Raw genomic sequence first — 17526 nt, 5'->3', positions numbered from 1 at the left:
AAATGTGCTATAATCTTTTTGAACTTGATTTAATACGTTTTATACGTGTAAACCCTGACGAAGAGCTGCCTCGCTTGCCAATGCCGAGGTAGCTTTTTCTTTTGTTAACGATAATAATTACTTTAACATCTTGCAATAGATTTGAATAATATTTTATGTTAACTACGGATGTACATCCTATGCAGCTTAAAAATAGAAAAAACTACCTAATCCTCAGAGACCAGTAGCTTTTCTGTCTTGCGTCCTATTATTTTTAAGGCGATGCATTTTTGAAAACGTCTTTAGTAGTTTGCCCTTGCTAATTTAATTTAAAAAGTGGCTGTCTTTCTTTGTATATGCGAACTGAGTAGATACCAACATAAGGTCATTTATTTAAGTACTATTTTATAACTTTCTCTCTTAAAAGATATCGAGTGACATTTAAGCATCTTCTTTAGTAAAAAGAGTACGAGCCGTTTGGATAAAGGCATCTGTTGCTTTTGATGTATCTTTAATATCTAGCAATGCTATATTAATTTCTCTGAACGTGTTCGGCTTCAACTCTCGAAAAACGACTTGTTCTGGCAGTGACAAGATATTTTTTTTCGTTGTAATGGTAATTCCTAATCCTTCTTGTACCATACTTAAGGCTGTGTCGATATAATCAACTTCAAATCGTACTTGAGGCTTCAAGTTAAATTCTTTAAATAAGTCATGGACTTGTACTTCATAACCGCCTCTTCCAAGTATGATATCTTCACCTTGTAAGTCGGGAATACCTATTGTGTCTTTCTCGTATAAAGGATGACTTGAGTGCATAATGACAATCAATTGATCTTTCATTAAGGGTACGATATCAAAATCTTTATCAGGAGGAATAATCATTCCTACATCGATGGATTTAGAACGTAACCACTCTTTCACTTGATCTACACTTCCTTCTGAAAGCTTGATTTCTAGACCGGGATACTTATCTTCCATTGTACGTATAATTTTGGGGATAAACCTCGTACAAGCAGTTGGGTAAGCTCCAATATGAACCTTTCCAATTTCTAATCCTTTTTCAGCCGCAATTAATTCATCTAATTTTTGAAATTCACACAGGATATTTCTAAAAATAACTAATATACGCTCTCCTACATCCGTAAAAAATAATCCATTCTTCTTATTTCTCTTAATTAACGTCGTTCCTAATTCTGATTCAATAGCTGCTACGGCACGACTTACCGCAGGCTGTGTCATATGTAGTTCTTCACCAGCTTTTGTAAAGCTTCCCGTTTCCGATATCTGAACAATAAGTTGAATTTGTGATTTATTCATATCAATTTTGTTATCTCCCATATAATTAATATGCATTTTATTTATGTTAAAACCTAATGTACCATAAAAGAGAATTAAACTTCAAGAAATCAACCGGAGGTAATTAGTATGATTAATCGTAATATATTGTTTCTATTTGCACTTATACTAGCTGCATTTAATCTTAGACCGGGTATAACGTCAGTTAGCCCAGTTTTACATGGAATAACGAAGGAACTAGGCATGAGTTCTACTTCAGCTAGTTTACTCACTTCTATTCCATTATTATGTTTTGGTTTTTGTTCGTTATTTGCTGGACGCTTAGCAAATCGCTATCAATCAGAGAAAGTTATCACTTTCTTTATAGCTTGTATAGGTATTGCAACGTTTCTACGTGTTTTTACAAATTCATCACTATACCTATTAGTAACGGCTTTATTAATTGGGGCAGGAATTGGTGTTGTAAGTCCTTTACTCTCTGGTTTCATCAAAAGTTACTTTCCAGAGAAGGCAGCATCGATGATAGGGATATATTCTACTTCAATGGTAGTGGGTGCATCTATTTCTATCGGGCTAACGACACCACTTCAACACTGGCTCAATCATTCATGGAAAAATGGATTAGCATTCTGGAGTATTTTTGCTTTATTCGCTATTCCTCTTTGGTTGATGGTAACAAAACAATCTCATACTCCTACAAGTAAATTTTCACAAAAGAAGAAGGCTTCCTTGCCATTGAAAAATAAAGAGGCCTGGTTATTAACTTCGTTTGTAGGACTTGTAACTCTGTTATTTTATTGTTTTGCAGCATGGCTACCAGCCATTGTAGAGGAAAAAGGGTGGACGCCAGCATTTGGTGGTCTTGCAGGTACAATAGCTATGATTGCACAGCTGCCAGCTACTCTTTTATTACCTAGTCTCCTGAGAGTACTACCCAATAAAAGATTTTGGATTACATTCTTTACCCTCACTGTAATTGTTGGTTTATCTCTTTTATGTTTTACAAACGTAACACCGATTATTGCAAGTATATGTTTAGGAATTGGTGGCGGCGGTCTTGTCTCGCTAACTTTATTGTTACCAATAGATAAGACAGCTTCACCTATAGAAGCAAGTAATTGGTCAGCAATGACTCAAGCCATTGGATATATGATTGGTGCAGTGGGTCCGTTTATAATTGGATTTCTTCATGATTATCTAGGAAGTTTCGTTCCCACATTATATCTTCTTATAATTATGGGTTTCATTGTTATCCTACTAGGTTGGAAAATCACGAAACCAGCTAAGGTTAAAGTAGAGGGGATACCTGCGAAATAAAAACTACGATTTACTTCGTGGTTTTTATTTTAGCTGTTGAAAAAGATCATCTAACAACTTTTAACGTATAGAGTACTATTTGTATGGGGAAGGGGAGGTTCGTTCTCATGAATATTTTAATCTTAGGTGCAACTGGACGAGTTGGAAGTCAAATAGTCAATCATGCCCTTCATGACGGACATCATGTTACTGTATTAGTTCGCACTCCAGAAAAGATCCAAATAACTAATGAAAAGTTAACGATTATTCAAGGGAATGGTTTAAATAAAGACGGAAATCAAAGGGCAGGTCAGTCCGTGCAGCAAAAGAACATCATAAAGTTTACACTATGCTAAAACATTCCGGCCTCGAATGGACGATTGTCTGTCCTACGTATTTGCCGGATGGAGAAAGCATAGGGAAATATCGCATAGACGATGATTTTTTGCCAGAGGGCGGAACTGAAATATCCGTATCAGATACAGCAGAATTTACATTTAGCCAGATAAAAAGTAGCGATTACATAGGATCACGTGTAGGTATCGCCTACTAATAAAGCCTTATATTTTACTATTTTTCAGAGGTGACGTTATGGACTTACATGATTTAACAGGTTATCTTATTCACCGTACAGATGTAAAACTAATGAATTATTTTAAGCAAAAGCTCAAGCCTTATGGCATGACTCCAGTGCGATGGAGCATTATTAGCGTTCTAGACACTCAAAAAGGGATAACTCAAAAAGAACTAGCAGAAGCGATTGATAAGAAACAAACAACTATCGTAGAAATGATTTATGCAATGGAGGAAAAAGGACTCATAAAAAGAACGTTCAGTGAACAGGATCGTCGCTCACATTATCTGTTTCTTACAGAAAAAGGGGAAGAACTAAAGAAGAACCTTTCGCCTTTAGTTAAAGACGCTCATCTCTTTGTTACGCGTCAATTAAGTGATGAAGAGATTGATCAACTCAAAACATTGTTAAATAAGGTATATAATACTCCTTGTTAATCAATGTTTCTTATAGATATAAACTTTTTTATTTTGATTAAAATTCCTGTATTGATATGCAGGAATTTTTTATGGTGAAATACGATTTAGAATGACTGTCGCGTGAATTGTTTCAAGTTAAAAGAAAGATAAACATGCTGGAAATTCCACTATAATCCAGAAAATCTAACGAACATTAAAATCGATTTAACAATTATAACCGCTCGTAAAAGTTAAAAAACATTTTTCGGACGTTCTATTAATCACACACATATTTAAGAACGTTTTTTCTGTATTATGGAATTAAAAACGAATATAGAAATCAGATAATTGACAATCTGCCTTACGATTTTTATTAGCTACATTAAGTGATTAATTGAGACGTTTATTATCTTTAACTTCTTTACCCAATAGATAGTCATAAAAAATTGATATTGTGTAATGTAGCAAAAGTCATTTTTTCAAATATGGATAATTGTGTAAAATGAATTACGTTTAAGACCACCTTATATACTAAGATGGTCTTTGCTATAATTATTCTTTATTTAATCAATTGCAAGTTCTTCTGCATGTTGCAGTCCTACACTATCGCTAGCAGTAGTAATGTTGTTCATGTAATTTCTCATTTCTGCTTCTGTTCTAAAGATAAAGGTAGATTGAAACATTCTTTTTTCTTTCAATGGTTCCACAAATAATTGATACTTGGATTTTTCGGGGTTTAGTGGTGTCATATGTGTTATTCTAAAATCAAAATAACCTTTTATATTATAAAGATCTAATTCTACCTCTAAAACTTTTACATGTGCACGGTTTGAATATTGAATTGTCATTCCGTCCTCTTTTAATAATTCATGGCCATTAAATTCAACGTTAAAGAATTTACAACGGAAATAAACAAACTAAATCAAATTCTAAGTAATGAGGTGAATCCCGTACAAGCACGCTTAGATGCGCTAGAAGAAGTAAGCGTTGCGATTAAGCAATATCCAAATAGGTTTGTAGGGTTTGGTTCCGTTCCGCTTTCTTATTCTCCTGGTGATGTCACCTTAAACGACTGGGTAGAGAAACTTGTCAAAGAGCAAAAGATGAAAGGTCTCGGAGAATTTACTCTTGGTACAGGTCAAATTCCATTGTTAGAACCTATATTTAAAGCAGCAAGTGACTATACACCTTTGCCTATCTGGGTACATACTTTTCATCCTTTGAACTTAAAGGATATTCAGGAGTTATTTCTTCTCACTCAAAAATATGAAAATGTGCCGGTGATATACGGGCATATGGGCGGAATTCATTGGCTACAAACGATAGAACTGATAAAAAATGCTAAAAATGCTTACTTAGATATATCTGCATTTTATACAACATACGCCTTGTCTTTGGCTATAAAAGAAATACCTGAGAGAACGTTATTTAGTTCGGACTTTCCATATGGAGATCCATATTTAAATCTACAGGCTGTTAAACGTCATACATCTAGTGGAGAAGTTGCAGACAGAGTGTTAGGTGGGAATATCTCGAATCTGCTACATCTATAAATTCAGCGTTTTTTGTTTGATGTTGTGTTGTATGGGATAACTAGAAGTGAATTTTAAAATTATTTTCTTCCTTGAAATAAAAGAGGCAGCCAAACAGAGGGCTGCCTTTTAAACAAAATTGAACAACTAGAATTACGTTTTATCATCACATATGATGAATTCCATTTGAGATATATCATATTCTGTAGTCCTTCAGTTCCTTAATTCTACTCTCGGAGATAACTTTAAAGACTCACATTATAAAATCTACTTACTTAATTTTGTTTATTGCTAACAAGAGTGACATGCGGAATTTTCCCTTTTGATTTCCTAGATGAAAGATAAACGCCAGCAAAGATAATAAGTAGTCCAACGATTACGTTTGGAGTAATTGTCTCTCCCAGTAGTAAATAACCCCATACCATGGCCGAACTGTCGCTGCTAATTCAGGGCCACCATTTTTATTGATATAAAAATAGATTAACTGACCCAATCCCGAGCCAAAACAGCCGAGACCCACAATTGCCAGAATCGGAAGTGGATGAATCAACAAATCGGATTTGAATGGTTGAGTAATCAGCATCCCAACTAAACCGATGATAGCACCTGTTAGTAAGGTAAAGGTTGTTATAGTTAGTACACTCACCTCAGACAGAAAACGTTTTGTTAACTGCCCAGCAAGCCCATAGCAGATACAAGCAACAAGCATTGTTCCAATCCCAACAAACCCTTTCCCAAAAATCTGACCAAATTGAAAATCCATAAGGACGAGTATCCCGAAAAAACCGATAAGAATACCGATCCACTGACGTCCGGTAAGTCGATAAGAAAAAAGAATAAATCCGATAAGACCTGTCCAGATTGGAGTGGTCGCATTCAGAATGGAGGCAGTCGTACTGTTTATCTCAGTTTCGCTTAAGGAAATTAATCCCCAGGCTAAACCGCAGTTAAATATACCAACAACAATCAACGCCTTCCAGGGTAGTTTCTCTTTAACTTTTCTACGCTTCCACCATAGAAAGGGGAGCAAGATGATTGCACCTGCTAGACAACGAAAAAATACAATTCCCCATATACCAGCTGAGGGAAGCAGCCACTTCATAAATACAAAAGATAAACCCCAAATTAAACTAAGCCCAATTAAGGCTCCATACAATCGAAACATAATACACCTCCTTACTTCACTTATTATGGCAAATTTTGTTGATTATTTCATTCCGAAATTTTGCTTTGTAGAACATTTTCTCATAGTTTTTTATTTTCATTATCTCAATATCTTTCTTTAGGTATATAAAGTATTTCTTTTTTAATAATAAATTCGAGATAAAATAAATCCTAACTTCCTGCCTATAATTTTCTAAATTTTAGACAATCTTGCCGCGAACCAATAACGCGTCATCTTTTTGCTCGTTCGTTTAAAGTTAGAAACAACAGCTCGAATAATTTACTGCTTATTTTTTCAGATGTATACGTTTTGTAACCATAGTAAGCAGCTAAGCCAATTATAAGTTTTATTATTTATAAGACCTTTAGTGCACATCTTTTTCTTTTTGAAAAATTCATCAACATAGTTCATTCTAATGTTCATATTCAAAGTTAGAGGTTTTTGAATAGATGCAATCCAAGAATGAACGCTTTTTTATTTGTTATTGAACTCACTCGATGTTTTAGTTTAAAAAAGGAGGGCTTTATGAATTACTCTAAACTGCTTCAATATCAAGGCTATATTTATTTAAACTCTATATTTGAACCTGAGGATAACGCGTTAATAGTAGATATTAAACGTTGCAAAATTAGTGGAAATGTAGCTGAAGAGAAAACAGGAGGAAGTACTTCTTCTTCTTATGCCTCTATTGATGTGGATTACGCACTTCCTATAATTCGACTTACATTTGATTGGTACATTGCATACTCTGTTAGAAACGAAAGTTTTACCGTAATAGAAGAGTATGAAATGTATAAAGGAAGCGCTTTTGCAGTTTATTCAAAGTCCAGGTATCTAGATTTTATTGAAGTTGGTACCATAGCTGACGATATACATCCTGGTCCGTTTAAAAATTATGGAATACATGCTTTAAATCATATAATTGATATGGTTTCAACTGAACCTCCAAGTATTTCAGTAATACAAAGAGATCGCGAACCAAAGTAAAAAAATGAGGTTAATATGTAGCATATTAACTATATTAAGAGGGTAGCAACGCTTAAGGGATCAAGAGGTGTTATAAGGCGAGGATAGCTTTGCTATATCATTTGGAATATTTAAGATATTTAGACGCGATTTAGAGGAAAGAAATACAAACCACGTATTATTAATTGAAGAGGTCTATAAACATAAGGGGTAAAAACAATGGAATTTTATGAGGCGTTAACATATGTAAATGAGAACTTTTATAAACCCAATCACTTCGTTATAGAAGCTATTCGAGAAGAAGCTCAGAATTCAGATTATGGCGCTGGTATCTTTCAGTTAAATTCAAAATCTATAAGGTTTAGGGTGGCGAAAACTACCCCTAATAAGGTAGGGCAGTTTGTATCTTTTTGGGAAAAAGATGCGGCTCGTAAAAACCAGGCCTTTTCGTATGAAAAAGCTACCGATTTATTGGTTATTAATACCTTCATTAGTACAAATAGATTTGGACAATTCATTTTTTCCAAAAGAAGTTCTTTTAAAACAAAAAATCCTTAAAACGGCTACCACAAAAGGTAAAATGGCTATTAGAGTGTATCCGATATGGGATAAACCAACTAGCAAACAAGCTATTGAGACACAAAAATGGCAATTAGAATATTTTGTTGAGACAAATGATGCGAACAATTTGCCCCGCCAAAAATTATTAAAGCTATACACCTAGAGTGGCAAGGGTTGAAGCCTTACATATGAATTAGCAAGTGCACTTTACATAGTATAAGAAGGGTCAATGCGTAACAGAGACAGAATTCATTCAGTTTTTTGATTCCTTAGGTGAACTGTTTGTTTTTATTGATGACGCGTTTGGTTTAAAGAACAAAATGAGATTAAGTGAGCTAATCGATGTTTAATTCGTGTAAAGTTAAAGTATAAAGAATGATTGTAATGTAAGAAATGTTTTTTGGAAAGAGGGATTGTATGGAACAGATAGGTTATGTATCTTTATGGATCGGTAAGTTTTCAACTAGCGAAGAGCTAGAAAAATATCTGTTGGTTGCTTATACGGAAGATGGAGATGCTATACCCTCACAATTTGAAAAGGACTTTAAAGTTGATTACTATGACGAAGATTTTAGCGAAGCTCATTATGCAAATCAGGACATGCGTAAGCTTTCGTGCTTATTGGAAGGCTGTTCGTATGATGATGTAGTAATTCCTAACTTTGTTGAAAAATATGGAGAATATTTGCCTGATGGTTTTAACAGTATGATTTTAATTTATGATTTTCAGCACAATAAAAAGAGTGATAACGAAATTAATGGTGTTAAATATTTAGGAAGTATTAGGTATGAATAGTTATGATTAAGGTGGTATTCATGTCCATTTTGCTTTACATATAAAAACAGAGAACTTTGATTCTACCATTAAAGTATTAAACGATGCTAGTATCGACCATAAGGTTATAGAAGAGGTTAATATTAATATGCAAAAAGAGAAGCGGTTGTATTTTAAGGATACTGAAGATAACGTTGTAGAATTCTACACGTTGGATATGAGGGAAGATTATAAAGAGCGAATCAAACATTGATTTGCTCTTTTTTATAAATGGCTGCTAAGAATACGCTTTATGTAAAGCGAAAAAATCCTTCACTGTACCTATATAAAAAACAATGATAGCCAAGAAATCACAAAAAAGGTTACAGGAAAAACTGTAACCTCAATATTAAACTTCTACTCTTCTAAAAGTGTCCCCAAGGAAGTTATTCAATTCAATAAACTGTTTTTCGATAGGGGTAAATTCATAATTTAGCCGGGAAATGAGATAAAAGTCAGTGTACCGATAAGGTGGTGGAACTTCTAAATAATTATGGATGTTATAACGGTTTGCTATACGCTTAGATACTAAGGAAATTCCCATGCCCATTAACGCAAATTGTACTAATGTTTCTGGATCGCCGACTTCGATCATGTCACCTTGTTCAATATGTAAGCTGGCATAAATAGTATGTAATATTGTCATGTACAAGCACTTATCTGAAAGTACCAGTACATTTTTTTGCCTTACATAGTCATCAAATGTCGTGTGTTGATCAATATCGCGACCAATGACAACCATTTCTTCTACGCCTACTTTTTTATATTTTATCTTTTGGTTGTTTAATGATCCAATTGTATAAGCTACATCGATTTGTCCAAGTAGAATTTGATTTTCGATATATTCGGTTGAGCCCGTTTTTAATGTTACTGCTAGATGTGGATAGGTGTTGTAAAGTTTGTTTAAAGCGCTTGAGAATTGAGTGCCCCCAACTGATATCATGGTGCCAATACGGAGTTTTTCATCTTGTTTCTTCATTTTATTTTCAGTTTCTTCCCAAAGAAGCAATATTTTTTTAAATTGGTGATACAATTTTTCTCCTTGCTTGGTTAATTTAACGCCTTTAGAGTTTCTAATAAACAGTTCTTGATTATAATAGCTTTCTATTTTCTTTATTTTGGCGGTCATATTAGATTGAAGATGGTTTAATTTTATTGCAGCCGCAGATATATTTCTTAATTCGGCCACTGAAACAAAAGCTTTCATATTTTCAATATCCATTCATATTCACCCTCCATCAAAAAAAGTGATATAGCCATCATATTTTAACATTTAAAATGATGATTCATTTTAATTATACTTGATTAAAAGGTAATATTTTCTACAAAATGTTGGAGGAATGTCTAATGAAGGAGAAATTGATAAAAGTAGGAATTATAGGGGGATCTTTAAATAATCAATGGGCGAGCAAAACACATATTCCAGTGCTTAAAGAAAGCCCTTTTTATCGAATAACCGCAATTGGAACATCAAAAGCAGAAACCGCCAAGGAAAGTGCGAGGGTACTTGATGCTTCCCATAGCTTTACAGACTATAAGGGATTAGCGCAATCTAAAGATGTTGATTTAGTAGTAGTTAGTGTAAAAGTTCCGTTTCATTACGAAGCTTCAATTGCTGCCATAGAGGAAAAGAAACATATTTATTGCGAGTGGCCTTTAGGTGTAGATACTAAGCAGGCTGTTAAACTGGCAAAGTTAGCGGATAAGGAGGACATTCACCATGCGATTGGGTTACAAGCAAGACAATCTCCCGAGGTGAATTATGTAAAGCAGGCTATTAACCAAGGGGAAATTGGAAGAATTATTTCCTGCACCATGCAGGTAGCGACACAAGGAAAGGGTGGAATAACAGATGAAGCAAACAGCTATATCTTAAAAAAAGAAAATGGAGCGAACCTTCTTACAATCAACGGTGGACACTCGCTTGATGTTCTGTGCTACATCTTAGGTGATTTTAAAGAGTTATCGTCAATAATCAATACGCATTATACAGAAGCTCTCATACAAGGAACAGAAGTTACGGTGCCAAAGGATACAGCGGACCAAATCTTAATACAGGGAACACTCAACGATGATATCTCGGCTTCTGTTCATATTCAAGGCGGAGTTTATCCTGCTTTTCAATTAGAGATTAGAGGAGAAAAAGGTGTCTTTCGCTTAACCCAGAATTCTTCATCCGGTCACGTACAATTTGGTAATCTCAAATTAGAGAAGGTTAAGTATCCTACTTATTTATTAAGTACTGAAAGTGTGTATGTTGAAGAGATAAATGTATTTTCAGCAAAAGATAATCACCCAAAAGATTACGTTGAAAAGGCTTATCATGTGTTAGCAAAAGATATTTTTGAACACAAAAGTCAAATTCCAAACTTCCACGATGCTGTTAAACTTCATCAACTATTAGATGCGGTTCGAACATCTGCAGAGACTGGTGAAAGGGTAGCGCTTGATAAGTAAACGAAGGCCTCTTTCTTATAAAGTTAAAATATTTATAATTTTAATAACTATCAAGTCAATTGAAGAAGGGCATTTCCTACATTTGAAGAATAGTAACACCATTAAATGAATTGAAGGTTGACTGTATGATTGCTAGAGCGACAGATTAAAAAATTGAATAGGAGTGTTCCTTGATGACAAATAGTAACATGAATCCTAAGGTTGATGAATTTTTAAGTAAAGCTAAAAAGTGGAAAGAAGAATATGAGACGTTGAGAAAGATTGTTCTTGACTGCGAGTTGACCGAAGATTTTAAATGGATGAACCCTTGTTACACGTTTGAGAAAAAAAACATTGTTTTAATACATGGATTTAAGGAATACTGTGCGCTCCTGTTTCCTAAAGGTGCTCTGTTACAAGATTCTCATGGTATTTTAATCCAACAAACGGAGAATGTACAAGGGGCGCGACAAATTCGGTTTACCAATGTGCAAGAAATAGTTGAAAAGGAAGCCATCTTGAAAGCGTATATTTATAAGGCTATTGAGGTGGAAAAAGCCGGATTAAAAGTCAAAGCTAAAAAGCCTGAAGAACTCATTATTCCTGAAGAGCTACAGCATAAATTTGATGAAATACCTGCTCTAAAAGCTGCTTTTACTACATTGACTCCAGGACGACAAAGAGCATATATTCTTTATTTTTCTGCGGCCAAACAATCTAAGACTCGAGAATCAAGGGTTGAAAAATGCATTCCGAACATTCTCAATGGAAAAGGATTAAATGATTAGTACATTTTATTTAAAACATGGCTAATATAAATTGTTAATGTATTTGAGTTGAAAATGAAATAAGGTGAAGTGAACTGACTGATTTTCCATTTGTATAAAAGTAGAGTAGATTAAAAAAATTTTCATTTGAGGAGAAAATGCTATGGAAGTTTTTGCAGAATATTTAGCGCGTATAGATAGCCCTGACCACCGTGACCGAATAGAGGAGGTTTTGGATTGGATTGCTAATACTTTCCCGAATTTGGAACCACAAATCAAATGGAATACGCCAATGTTTACTGATCATGGCACATTTATCGTCGGCTTTTCCTCAGCGAAACATCATTTGAGCGTTTCACCTGAAGAAATAGGCATTGCGCACTTTAATCATGACATTGCCCAGGCTGGATACAGCGCTACCAAAGGCCTGTTTCGAATTCTATGGACTGAGCCAGTAAACTATGAATTACTTAAAAAAATAATCGAGTTTAATATTTTAGATAAGAAAGACTGTTCAACTTTTTGGCGAAAATAAAAAGCTGATTATAAAAGGTGAGCTGATCCCCAAGTAGCTTAGAAATTACAGGATAAATTGGAAGCTGAATTAAAAAGAAAAGATGATCCAGCTTATGAATGGAGAAGAAGGAGGGTACAGAACGATGGATTTTGAAATGGTTATGAAAGAACTCGAAGCACTTGGTACGGAACGAATTAAAAAGACTTACATAAACAATGGTGCACACGATCCACTTTTTGGAGTGGCAACAGGAAAAATGAAGCCGATTGCAAAGAAAATCAAGAAAAATCAGGCTTTGGCTGAGCAGCTTTACGCTTCTGGCAATTACGATGCTATGTATTTTGCTGGTATCATTGCAGACCCAACAGAGATGACTGCGGAGGATTTTGAGCGTTGGATCGATAAAGCGTATTTTTACATGCTATCCGATTATGTAGTTGCAGTAACTTTGTCAGAAACCGATTTTGGGCAAAGTGTTGCTGATAGATGGGTGGCTAGCGATGAAGAACTTAAAATGTCGGCAGGTTGGAGTTGTTACTGCTGGCTTTTGGGTAATCGTCCTGACGATGAATTTAGCACAAGCAAGATTGCCGATATGCTTAATCAAGTGGAAAATACGATTCACGATTCTCCAGATCGAACAAAATCGGCTATGAATAATTTTGTCTATACAGTCGGTGTTTCATATTTGCCACTTCATGAGAAGGCGCTTGAAACTGCAAAGGCAGTAGGTCCAGTTGAAGTTAAGAAGGATAAGAAAAAAAGTAGTATTCTTCTTGCTTCCGAAAACATTCAAAAGGATATAGATAGAGGACGGCTTGGTTTCAAACGCAAACATGTAAGGTGTTAGCATTATTTGTAATGGAGCTACACTATCTGAAACGAGACTAACAAGCATTTAATGATAATTAGTTTACTATACGTAGGATGTTTTGTTCCTTCATAAACCATCTGTTGAAGAAGTGGCAGGGGATAAAAGCTAAAAAAATTCTTGAGAAAAGGAGAGATTAAAAATGAAAACCAAAAAGGGAAATCTAAGAATCTGTCATAAAGGACACAAATATTATAAAAGCAGTAACTGTCCGACCTGCCTAACCTGCGAGCAAGAACGCAAACCTGACAATGGATTTCTTTCAATGCTATCAGCACCAGCAAGACGAGCATTGGAAAATAACGGGATAACTTCTTTGCAGCAGGTATCAAAATTTAGTGAAAAAGAGATATTACAATTTCACGGTATGGGGCCGGCTTCTTTACCTAAACTTAGAACAGCTTTGCAGGCCAATGGGTTAGCCTTTAAAAATTAAACATTAAGGATAGTTAAAGCAAGAAATAGATCTCGATAAAGTGTACGAATACCCTGAATTTCCGGATATGGAAGGATGTTAAGAGATAAATAAGTAGTGGGAAAAAGAAGGATTGGAGATTTAAGTAATGAATAACAAACTAGATAAAGCATTAGCGTTACGAAAGAATGGAAATCACAAAGAATCTAATGAATTGCTAAGTGAATTAGTTAAGGAATTTCCAGCCGATGCTTTATATAACTATCAATGTGCTTGGAGCTTTGACATATTAGGAGAAGAAGAAAAGGCAGTGCCCTTTTACGAAAATGCCATAAAGATAGGATTACCTTCTAAGGATATGGAAGGTGCAGTATTGGGATTGGGCAGCACATATAGAGCCTTGGGGGGATATGAAAAGTCAAAAGATATATTTTTAAAAGGAATGGAATTATTCCCAGATAATCATGTAATTAAAGTGTTTTATTCCATGACTTTATACAATCTAAAAGAACATAGTAAAGCGATGGAACTGATACTGAAATGCTTAATAAATACGACAAATGACAATGAAATACTAAGTTATAAAAGAGCCTTAAATTTCTATTCAGATAAACTGGATCAGACTTGGAAGTAGCTTATAAAATTCACTGAATTTAAGTTCTTTTCCTGAAACGAGGAGAGGACTTTTTTTGTAACAATACTGGCAGACTTCCTGTGATAAAATGACTTTTAAAATTATAGATTGTGAAGAAGTACACTTAAACTATAGGGGGCGTTTGTTGAATAAGAGAGTCCTTACATATTATATATGTCTAATATGTAAGGAGCCTTATAAGAATTATATTTGAAATATGAGATCCTTTCTTTTAATCATGCGGTTTTTGTTTTGTTGAAGTACTTATGTTTGTACCACTCTTTCTTTACTAAACTCTTGTTCAATTAGCTTATCCATTAGAAAATTGTAAAAAACTTGATAATTTGTTTTAGTTAGTTTGTCCAGTTCCTGGTGAGTGATAATGTTATGTTGGATAAGTAAACCTATAGCAGCTGATATACAATTTACTTTTAAATCTTCTTCCCCAAACATATAAATCACCTTCCCTTATTTACTAAGTAACCCATTCTATATAATAGGCATACTTAAGACACGGACTTATATAAGCTCTTTTCTCAAATTATTGCTCTCGTGCTGATAGAAAATGATAATAAAATGTTCTCAACACTTTTTGATGTATACTGTTATCTTTATATACTGCGCTTTCTTTTCCTGCAAAAAAACTAAACGATTTAAATTTTCCCTTATTATGGAATGTTAAATTTATTTTTAACACTTGGGGAGGCTTTTGAACGCTCAGTATGTATTTGAATGTCAACACCAAGAACTTATGAATGCCGTCCATAAAAACGGCTTATCATGCGTTAGCAAACGATATATTTGAACATAAAAGTCAAATCCCAAACTTCCACGATGCCGTTGAATTTCATCAGCCATTGGATGCGGTTCGAACATCTGCAGAGACCAGTGAAAAAATAGTGCTTGATAAGTAAGCTGTATTTATAACAATATATATAACGTATACAATTAAAGATAAAAGAAAGCAGGACTTAAATGGCAGTTGCTATTATTTGTTGCATGATTTTAGTAGGGTTTATCTTTATCTATGGGGGATGGAAGCGTTCGTATGATGAAATTAGTTCCGCTCCTGATATATGGATAGCAGAAATCTTCTTTGATATCATCGGAAAAATATTTAAGGTTTCAGCAGAGAAACTTTTGCGTATCTCGCTTATGGTTTTCGGGACTGTTTGGTCCTTATTTTTCCTTTTTATCTTAATTACACATGCATACTAAGAGGCTGAAATAGGCTGGAAAAAAAGTATTTTAGCTCAAGTGAAAAACGAACTATTAATCAAAATATTTGATTCGTGGTTCGTTTTTTTGTTATGGGGAATATCGTTTCTTCTAGCAGTTGGTTGGAGGGCAAGGCGAAGACTCCTGCGGGAAAAGCGGAACAGATGAGACCCCGCAGGAGCGTAAGCGACGAGGAGGCTCAGCGGCCGCCCGCGGAAAGCGAAGCCTTGCATGGAAATCAACTGCGGTCTCATAAGCGATTCAGCTCATGTATCCCATTTGTTCGTCTTTAGGTTGGATTCCTTTCGTTATGTCTCAACCTCTTGTGTTATTCAATTATATTTTCACTTGCCCTGTATTTCCCTCCATACCTTCTATGTGCGAAGCACCATCACAAGTGTATTTATAATCCCATTAATGGCAGCATTAGCATATCTAAATCTCCTATATTTTTGCTGTTTTGATCTCTTATTTCTTTAAGTTTACTGCTGTTTTTAATATAGATATTTTGATTAGACAGCTCAATCCATTTTTCTTTACTCCATTTTTGAATAATTTTATTCACAGTAATACGGGAAGTCCCAACGTAGCGGGCAAAGGATGTTTGATTAAAGGGAAATTCCTCATTTTCTTTTACGAGCTTTAATAAATAATGAGCCATCTGTTGTTCAATGGGGAGGTTAAGAAACGTAATAATTTCTGCTAGCAGTCTAAATTTATAGAGAAGAGAATTTGTAAAGAGAATGACTGCTTTCGGTTCCTCCTCATATATTTTTAACGTTGCTTCATTAGTAAAATAATATAAAACGGATGGAGCTGTGGTTACGGCGGTTGTTAAATAAGGCTCTTTATTAATACCGTTTTCACCTAATAACATGCCTTCAGGTACATAATTAACCGTACGTTCTGCTCCTTTCTCAGTTAAGAGAGTAATCTTTACACTGCCTTTATCTAAATAATAAAATCCTTTACCAACTTCTCCTTGATGATAGATCGTGGTGTTTTCTTCTAATTTTATCATCTGTCCATACTTTAAAAAGGGACGCCATATGTATCGAAGGTTTACCATTTAATCACCTTTCTATAAACGTGTAGTTTGAACGTATAGAAATATTTTATATATGAAGCATTATTTCTTACTTTGATAACATGACCAAAGTGTTTATCAATGAAAGAGGTAATTTTTTAACAGATCCGGGTTCTTAATTAGAAATCTTTTATTTTTACTATCTATTAGTTTTTTTTCTTTCCATTTTTTTAACGTTTTATAAACCGTAATCCTTGTTAAACCGGTACACGTTGCTAAGTCCTTTTGTGTTAAAGGAATTTCATAGTTTTTAAAGTCATGATAGATATTTAAAAGCACAGCGGCGATTTGCTGTTCGGTAGTTAATGTATGTAAATTAATTTGTTCAGCTAAGATATGCATTTTTTGAATGATGCTTTTTGTAATAAGGTTTAGTATAGGCGGGTGATGAGTTATAAGCGTTTTGAAATCGTCATAACTAAAATAATATAGTACGGAATCTTTTACTGTAGTAGCAGTAGTGAAATGAGCTTGTTGGTCCATTGATTGGACTCCCAACAATTGACCTGGCAATACAATGTTTAACACGCGCTCTTTCCCTAATGGGGTAGAGGTATGGACTTTAATTAATCCACTCTCCAAGTAATAAAATCCTTCTCCTATGTCTCCTTGTTCATATACCACATTTTTTTGTTTCATATATTGCCTTTTTCCGTACATTAAGTAGTTTTTAAAATTATTTTCATGATTGAAGAGAATAGCCATCATACTCACTCCTTAACCAAAATATAAGATACGCCTAAAAAATTGAAAAGACAATTGTAAGATCAAGTAACACACTATAGGGTAGGGGATTTTATTTACTTTACTATAAAAAAATAAGTAAGCGCTTACAATAATGTGCGCTTTATTTGCTCTCTTTTTTAATAAGCCAGTATTTTTATAAAAACGTTAAGCTCTCTACAATATCTTAAAGCGAAAAATGCGTAAATGCAATAATATAAATTTCTTATTTAAGCTACTCCGTCTATTTCAAAAATAAAAAACTTCAAAAAAGT

The 17526-nt window shown here is 34.4% G+C and carries 20 protein-coding genes and 3 pseudogenes; 16 read left to right on the top strand and 7 right to left on the bottom strand.

Annotated elements, in window-relative coordinates; all coding sequences use genetic code 11:
* Positions 1-420: 420 nt before the first annotated feature.
* Positions 421-1299: a LysR family transcriptional regulator gene (locus Q5794_RS18570; RefSeq protein WP_374988283.1), complete on the bottom strand. Its 879-nt coding sequence runs from the start codon at positions 1297-1299 to the stop codon at positions 421-423.
* A 108-nt stretch (positions 1300-1407) separates the two neighbouring features.
* On the opposite strand from Q5794_RS18570, the gene Q5794_RS18565 reads away from it, so the two are divergent.
* The 3 genes and pseudogenes from Q5794_RS18565 to Q5794_RS18555 all read left to right on the top strand — a co-directional run bounded on the left by Q5794_RS18565 (position 1408) and on the right by Q5794_RS18555 (position 3585).
* Positions 1408-2595: a CynX/NimT family MFS transporter gene (locus Q5794_RS18565; RefSeq protein ID WP_374988282.1), complete on the top strand. Its 1188-nt coding sequence runs from the start codon at positions 1408-1410 to the stop codon at positions 2593-2595.
* Between the two features lie 107 nt (positions 2596-2702).
* Positions 2703-3127 (top strand): annotated as a pseudogene (locus tag Q5794_RS18560) (NAD(P)-dependent oxidoreductase).
* 38 nt (positions 3128-3165) lie between these two features.
* On the top strand, positions 3166-3585 hold the full coding sequence (locus Q5794_RS18555) for a MarR family winged helix-turn-helix transcriptional regulator (protein ID WP_192994844.1): 420 nt from the start codon (positions 3166-3168) through the stop codon (positions 3583-3585).
* A 524-nt stretch (positions 3586-4109) separates the two neighbouring features.
* Here the strand turns inward: Q5794_RS18555 and Q5794_RS18550 are convergent.
* A pseudogene (locus tag Q5794_RS18550) lies at positions 4110-4415 on the bottom strand (abortive infection system toxin AbiGii family protein); the annotation flags it as partial.
* Between the two features lie 72 nt (positions 4416-4487).
* Here Q5794_RS18550 and Q5794_RS18545 point away from each other — a divergent pair.
* On the top strand, positions 4488-5099 hold the full coding sequence (locus Q5794_RS18545; protein ID WP_311592292.1) for an amidohydrolase family protein: 612 nt from the start codon (positions 4488-4490) through the stop codon (positions 5097-5099).
* A gap of 355 nt (positions 5100-5454) precedes the next feature.
* Here the strand turns inward: Q5794_RS18545 and Q5794_RS18540 are convergent, their stop codons facing one another.
* Positions 5455-6243 carry a DMT family transporter gene (locus Q5794_RS18540; protein ID WP_374988281.1) on the bottom strand — a complete coding sequence of 263 codons (789 nt, stop codon included), beginning with the start codon at positions 6241-6243 and terminating at the stop codon, positions 5455-5457.
* 525 nt (positions 6244-6768) lie between these two features.
* On the opposite strand from Q5794_RS18540, the gene Q5794_RS18535 reads away from it, so the two are divergent.
* The 3 genes and pseudogenes from Q5794_RS18535 (at position 6769) to Q5794_RS18525 (ending at position 8565) form a co-directional block, all read left to right on the top strand.
* Positions 6769-7230: a hypothetical protein gene (locus Q5794_RS18535; protein ID WP_374988280.1), complete on the top strand. Its 462-nt coding sequence runs from the start codon at positions 6769-6771 to the stop codon at positions 7228-7230.
* A gap of 198 nt (positions 7231-7428) precedes the next feature.
* Positions 7429-7933 (top strand): annotated as a pseudogene (locus tag Q5794_RS18530) (MepB family protein).
* 254 nt (positions 7934-8187) lie between these two features.
* A complete protein-coding gene (locus Q5794_RS18525) occupies positions 8188-8565 on the top strand; it encodes an immunity 22 family protein (RefSeq protein WP_192994838.1) in 378 nt (125 codons plus the stop codon).
* Positions 8566-8932: 367 nt separating this feature from the next.
* On the opposite strand, the gene Q5794_RS18520 is transcribed toward Q5794_RS18525, so the two are convergent.
* On the bottom strand, positions 8933-9805 hold the full coding sequence (locus Q5794_RS18520) for a LysR family transcriptional regulator (protein WP_214987507.1): 873 nt from the start codon (positions 9803-9805) through the stop codon (positions 8933-8935).
* A 125-nt stretch (positions 9806-9930) separates the two neighbouring features.
* Between Q5794_RS18520 and Q5794_RS18515 the strand changes: the two genes are divergently transcribed.
* The 6 genes from Q5794_RS18515 to Q5794_RS18490 all read left to right on the top strand — a co-directional run bounded on the left by Q5794_RS18515 (position 9931) and on the right by Q5794_RS18490 (position 14223).
* On the top strand, positions 9931-11040 hold the full coding sequence (locus Q5794_RS18515) for a Gfo/Idh/MocA family protein (RefSeq protein ID WP_214987506.1): 1110 nt from the start codon (positions 9931-9933) through the stop codon (positions 11038-11040).
* A gap of 173 nt (positions 11041-11213) precedes the next feature.
* A complete protein-coding gene (locus tag Q5794_RS18510; RefSeq protein WP_214987505.1) occupies positions 11214-11807 on the top strand; it encodes a YdeI family protein in 594 nt (197 codons plus the stop codon).
* 142 nt (positions 11808-11949) lie between these two features.
* Positions 11950-12321, top strand: coding sequence for an iron chaperone (locus Q5794_RS18505; protein WP_374988279.1), 372 nt, complete (start codon positions 11950-11952; stop codon positions 12319-12321).
* 124 nt (positions 12322-12445) lie between these two features.
* A complete protein-coding gene (locus Q5794_RS18500; protein ID WP_214987503.1) occupies positions 12446-13153 on the top strand; it encodes a DNA alkylation repair protein in 708 nt (235 codons plus the stop codon).
* 163 nt (positions 13154-13316) lie between these two features.
* Positions 13317-13610, top strand: a complete 294-nt coding sequence (locus tag Q5794_RS18495) for an RNA polymerase alpha subunit C-terminal domain-containing protein (protein ID WP_374988278.1) — start codon at positions 13317-13319, stop codon at positions 13608-13610.
* Positions 13611-13737: 127 nt separating this feature from the next.
* A complete protein-coding gene (locus Q5794_RS18490) occupies positions 13738-14223 on the top strand; it encodes a tetratricopeptide repeat protein (RefSeq protein WP_374988277.1) in 486 nt (161 codons plus the stop codon).
* Positions 14224-14487: 264 nt separating this feature from the next.
* Here Q5794_RS18490 and Q5794_RS18485 read toward each other — a convergent pair whose 3' ends face one another.
* Positions 14488-14676 carry a hypothetical protein gene (locus Q5794_RS18485; RefSeq protein ID WP_057234531.1) on the bottom strand — a complete coding sequence of 63 codons (189 nt, stop codon included), beginning with the start codon at positions 14674-14676 and terminating at the stop codon, positions 14488-14490.
* 302 nt (positions 14677-14978) lie between these two features.
* On the opposite strand from Q5794_RS18485, the gene Q5794_RS18480 reads away from it, so the two are divergent.
* From Q5794_RS18480 to Q5794_RS18470, 3 genes are all read left to right on the top strand, one after another.
* Positions 14979-15137, top strand: coding sequence for a hypothetical protein (locus tag Q5794_RS18480; protein WP_156405030.1), 159 nt, complete (start codon positions 14979-14981; stop codon positions 15135-15137).
* Positions 15138-15198: 61 nt separating this feature from the next.
* Entirely contained in the window at positions 15199-15441 is a 243-nt protein-coding gene (locus tag Q5794_RS18475; protein ID WP_328245719.1) for a hypothetical protein, read from the top strand.
* 118 nt (positions 15442-15559) lie between these two features.
* Positions 15560-15697, top strand: a complete 138-nt coding sequence (locus tag Q5794_RS18470; protein ID WP_214987501.1) for a hypothetical protein — start codon at positions 15560-15562, stop codon at positions 15695-15697.
* A 147-nt stretch (positions 15698-15844) separates the two neighbouring features.
* Here Q5794_RS18470 and Q5794_RS18465 read toward each other — a convergent pair whose 3' ends face one another.
* Entirely contained in the window at positions 15845-16510 is a 666-nt protein-coding gene (locus tag Q5794_RS18465) for a Crp/Fnr family transcriptional regulator (RefSeq protein WP_214987500.1), read from the bottom strand.
* Between the two features lie 96 nt (positions 16511-16606).
* Positions 16607-17236: a Crp/Fnr family transcriptional regulator gene (locus Q5794_RS18460; RefSeq protein ID WP_328245717.1), complete on the bottom strand. Its 630-nt coding sequence runs from the start codon at positions 17234-17236 to the stop codon at positions 16607-16609.
* Between the last annotated feature and the right edge of the window lie 290 nt (positions 17237-17526).

The organism is Priestia megaterium, from assembly GCF_041941685.1.
In the GTDB taxonomy this organism is placed as follows: Bacteria; Bacillota; Bacilli; order Bacillales; family Bacillaceae_H; genus Priestia; species Priestia megaterium_C.
Note: the sequence above shows the minus strand (reverse complement) of the source record. Positions and strands in the feature narration are given on the sequence as shown.

Coding starts and splice junctions, on each gene's coding strand:
- Q5794_RS18570 (WP_374988283.1), bottom strand. CDS start 1,299: ATGAATAAATCACAAATTCAACTTATTGTTCAGATATCGGAAACGGGA.
- Q5794_RS18565 (WP_374988282.1), top strand. CDS start 1,408: ATGATTAATCGTAATATATTGTTTCTATTTGCACTTATACTAGCTGCA.
- Q5794_RS18555 (WP_192994844.1), top strand. CDS start 3,166: ATGGACTTACATGATTTAACAGGTTATCTTATTCACCGTACAGATGTA.
- Q5794_RS18540 (WP_374988281.1), bottom strand. CDS start 6,243: ATGTTTCGATTGTATGGAGCCTTAATTGGGCTTAGTTTAATTTGGGGT.
- Q5794_RS18535 (WP_374988280.1), top strand. CDS start 6,769: ATGAATTACTCTAAACTGCTTCAATATCAAGGCTATATTTATTTAAAC.
- Q5794_RS18525 (WP_192994838.1), top strand. CDS start 8,188: ATGGAACAGATAGGTTATGTATCTTTATGGATCGGTAAGTTTTCAACT.
- Q5794_RS18520 (WP_214987507.1), bottom strand. CDS start 9,805: ATGGATATTGAAAATATGAAAGCTTTTGTTTCAGTGGCCGAATTAAGA.
- Q5794_RS18515 (WP_214987506.1), top strand. CDS start 9,931: ATGAAGGAGAAATTGATAAAAGTAGGAATTATAGGGGGATCTTTAAAT.
- Q5794_RS18510 (WP_214987505.1), top strand. CDS start 11,214: ATGACAAATAGTAACATGAATCCTAAGGTTGATGAATTTTTAAGTAAA.
- Q5794_RS18505 (WP_374988279.1), top strand. CDS start 11,950: ATGGAAGTTTTTGCAGAATATTTAGCGCGTATAGATAGCCCTGACCAC.
- Q5794_RS18500 (WP_214987503.1), top strand. CDS start 12,446: ATGGATTTTGAAATGGTTATGAAAGAACTCGAAGCACTTGGTACGGAA.
- Q5794_RS18495 (WP_374988278.1), top strand. CDS start 13,317: ATGAAAACCAAAAAGGGAAATCTAAGAATCTGTCATAAAGGACACAAA.
- Q5794_RS18490 (WP_374988277.1), top strand. CDS start 13,738: ATGAATAACAAACTAGATAAAGCATTAGCGTTACGAAAGAATGGAAAT.
- Q5794_RS18485 (WP_057234531.1), bottom strand. CDS start 14,676: ATGTTTGGGGAAGAAGATTTAAAAGTAAATTGTATATCAGCTGCTATA.
- Q5794_RS18480 (WP_156405030.1), top strand. CDS start 14,979: ATGCCGTCCATAAAAACGGCTTATCATGCGTTAGCAAACGATATATTT.
- Q5794_RS18475 (WP_328245719.1), top strand. CDS start 15,199: ATGGCAGTTGCTATTATTTGTTGCATGATTTTAGTAGGGTTTATCTTT.
- Q5794_RS18465 (WP_214987500.1), bottom strand. CDS start 16,510: ATGGTAAACCTTCGATACATATGGCGTCCCTTTTTAAAGTATGGACAG.
- Q5794_RS18460 (WP_328245717.1), bottom strand. CDS start 17,236: ATGATGGCTATTCTCTTCAATCATGAAAATAATTTTAAAAACTACTTA.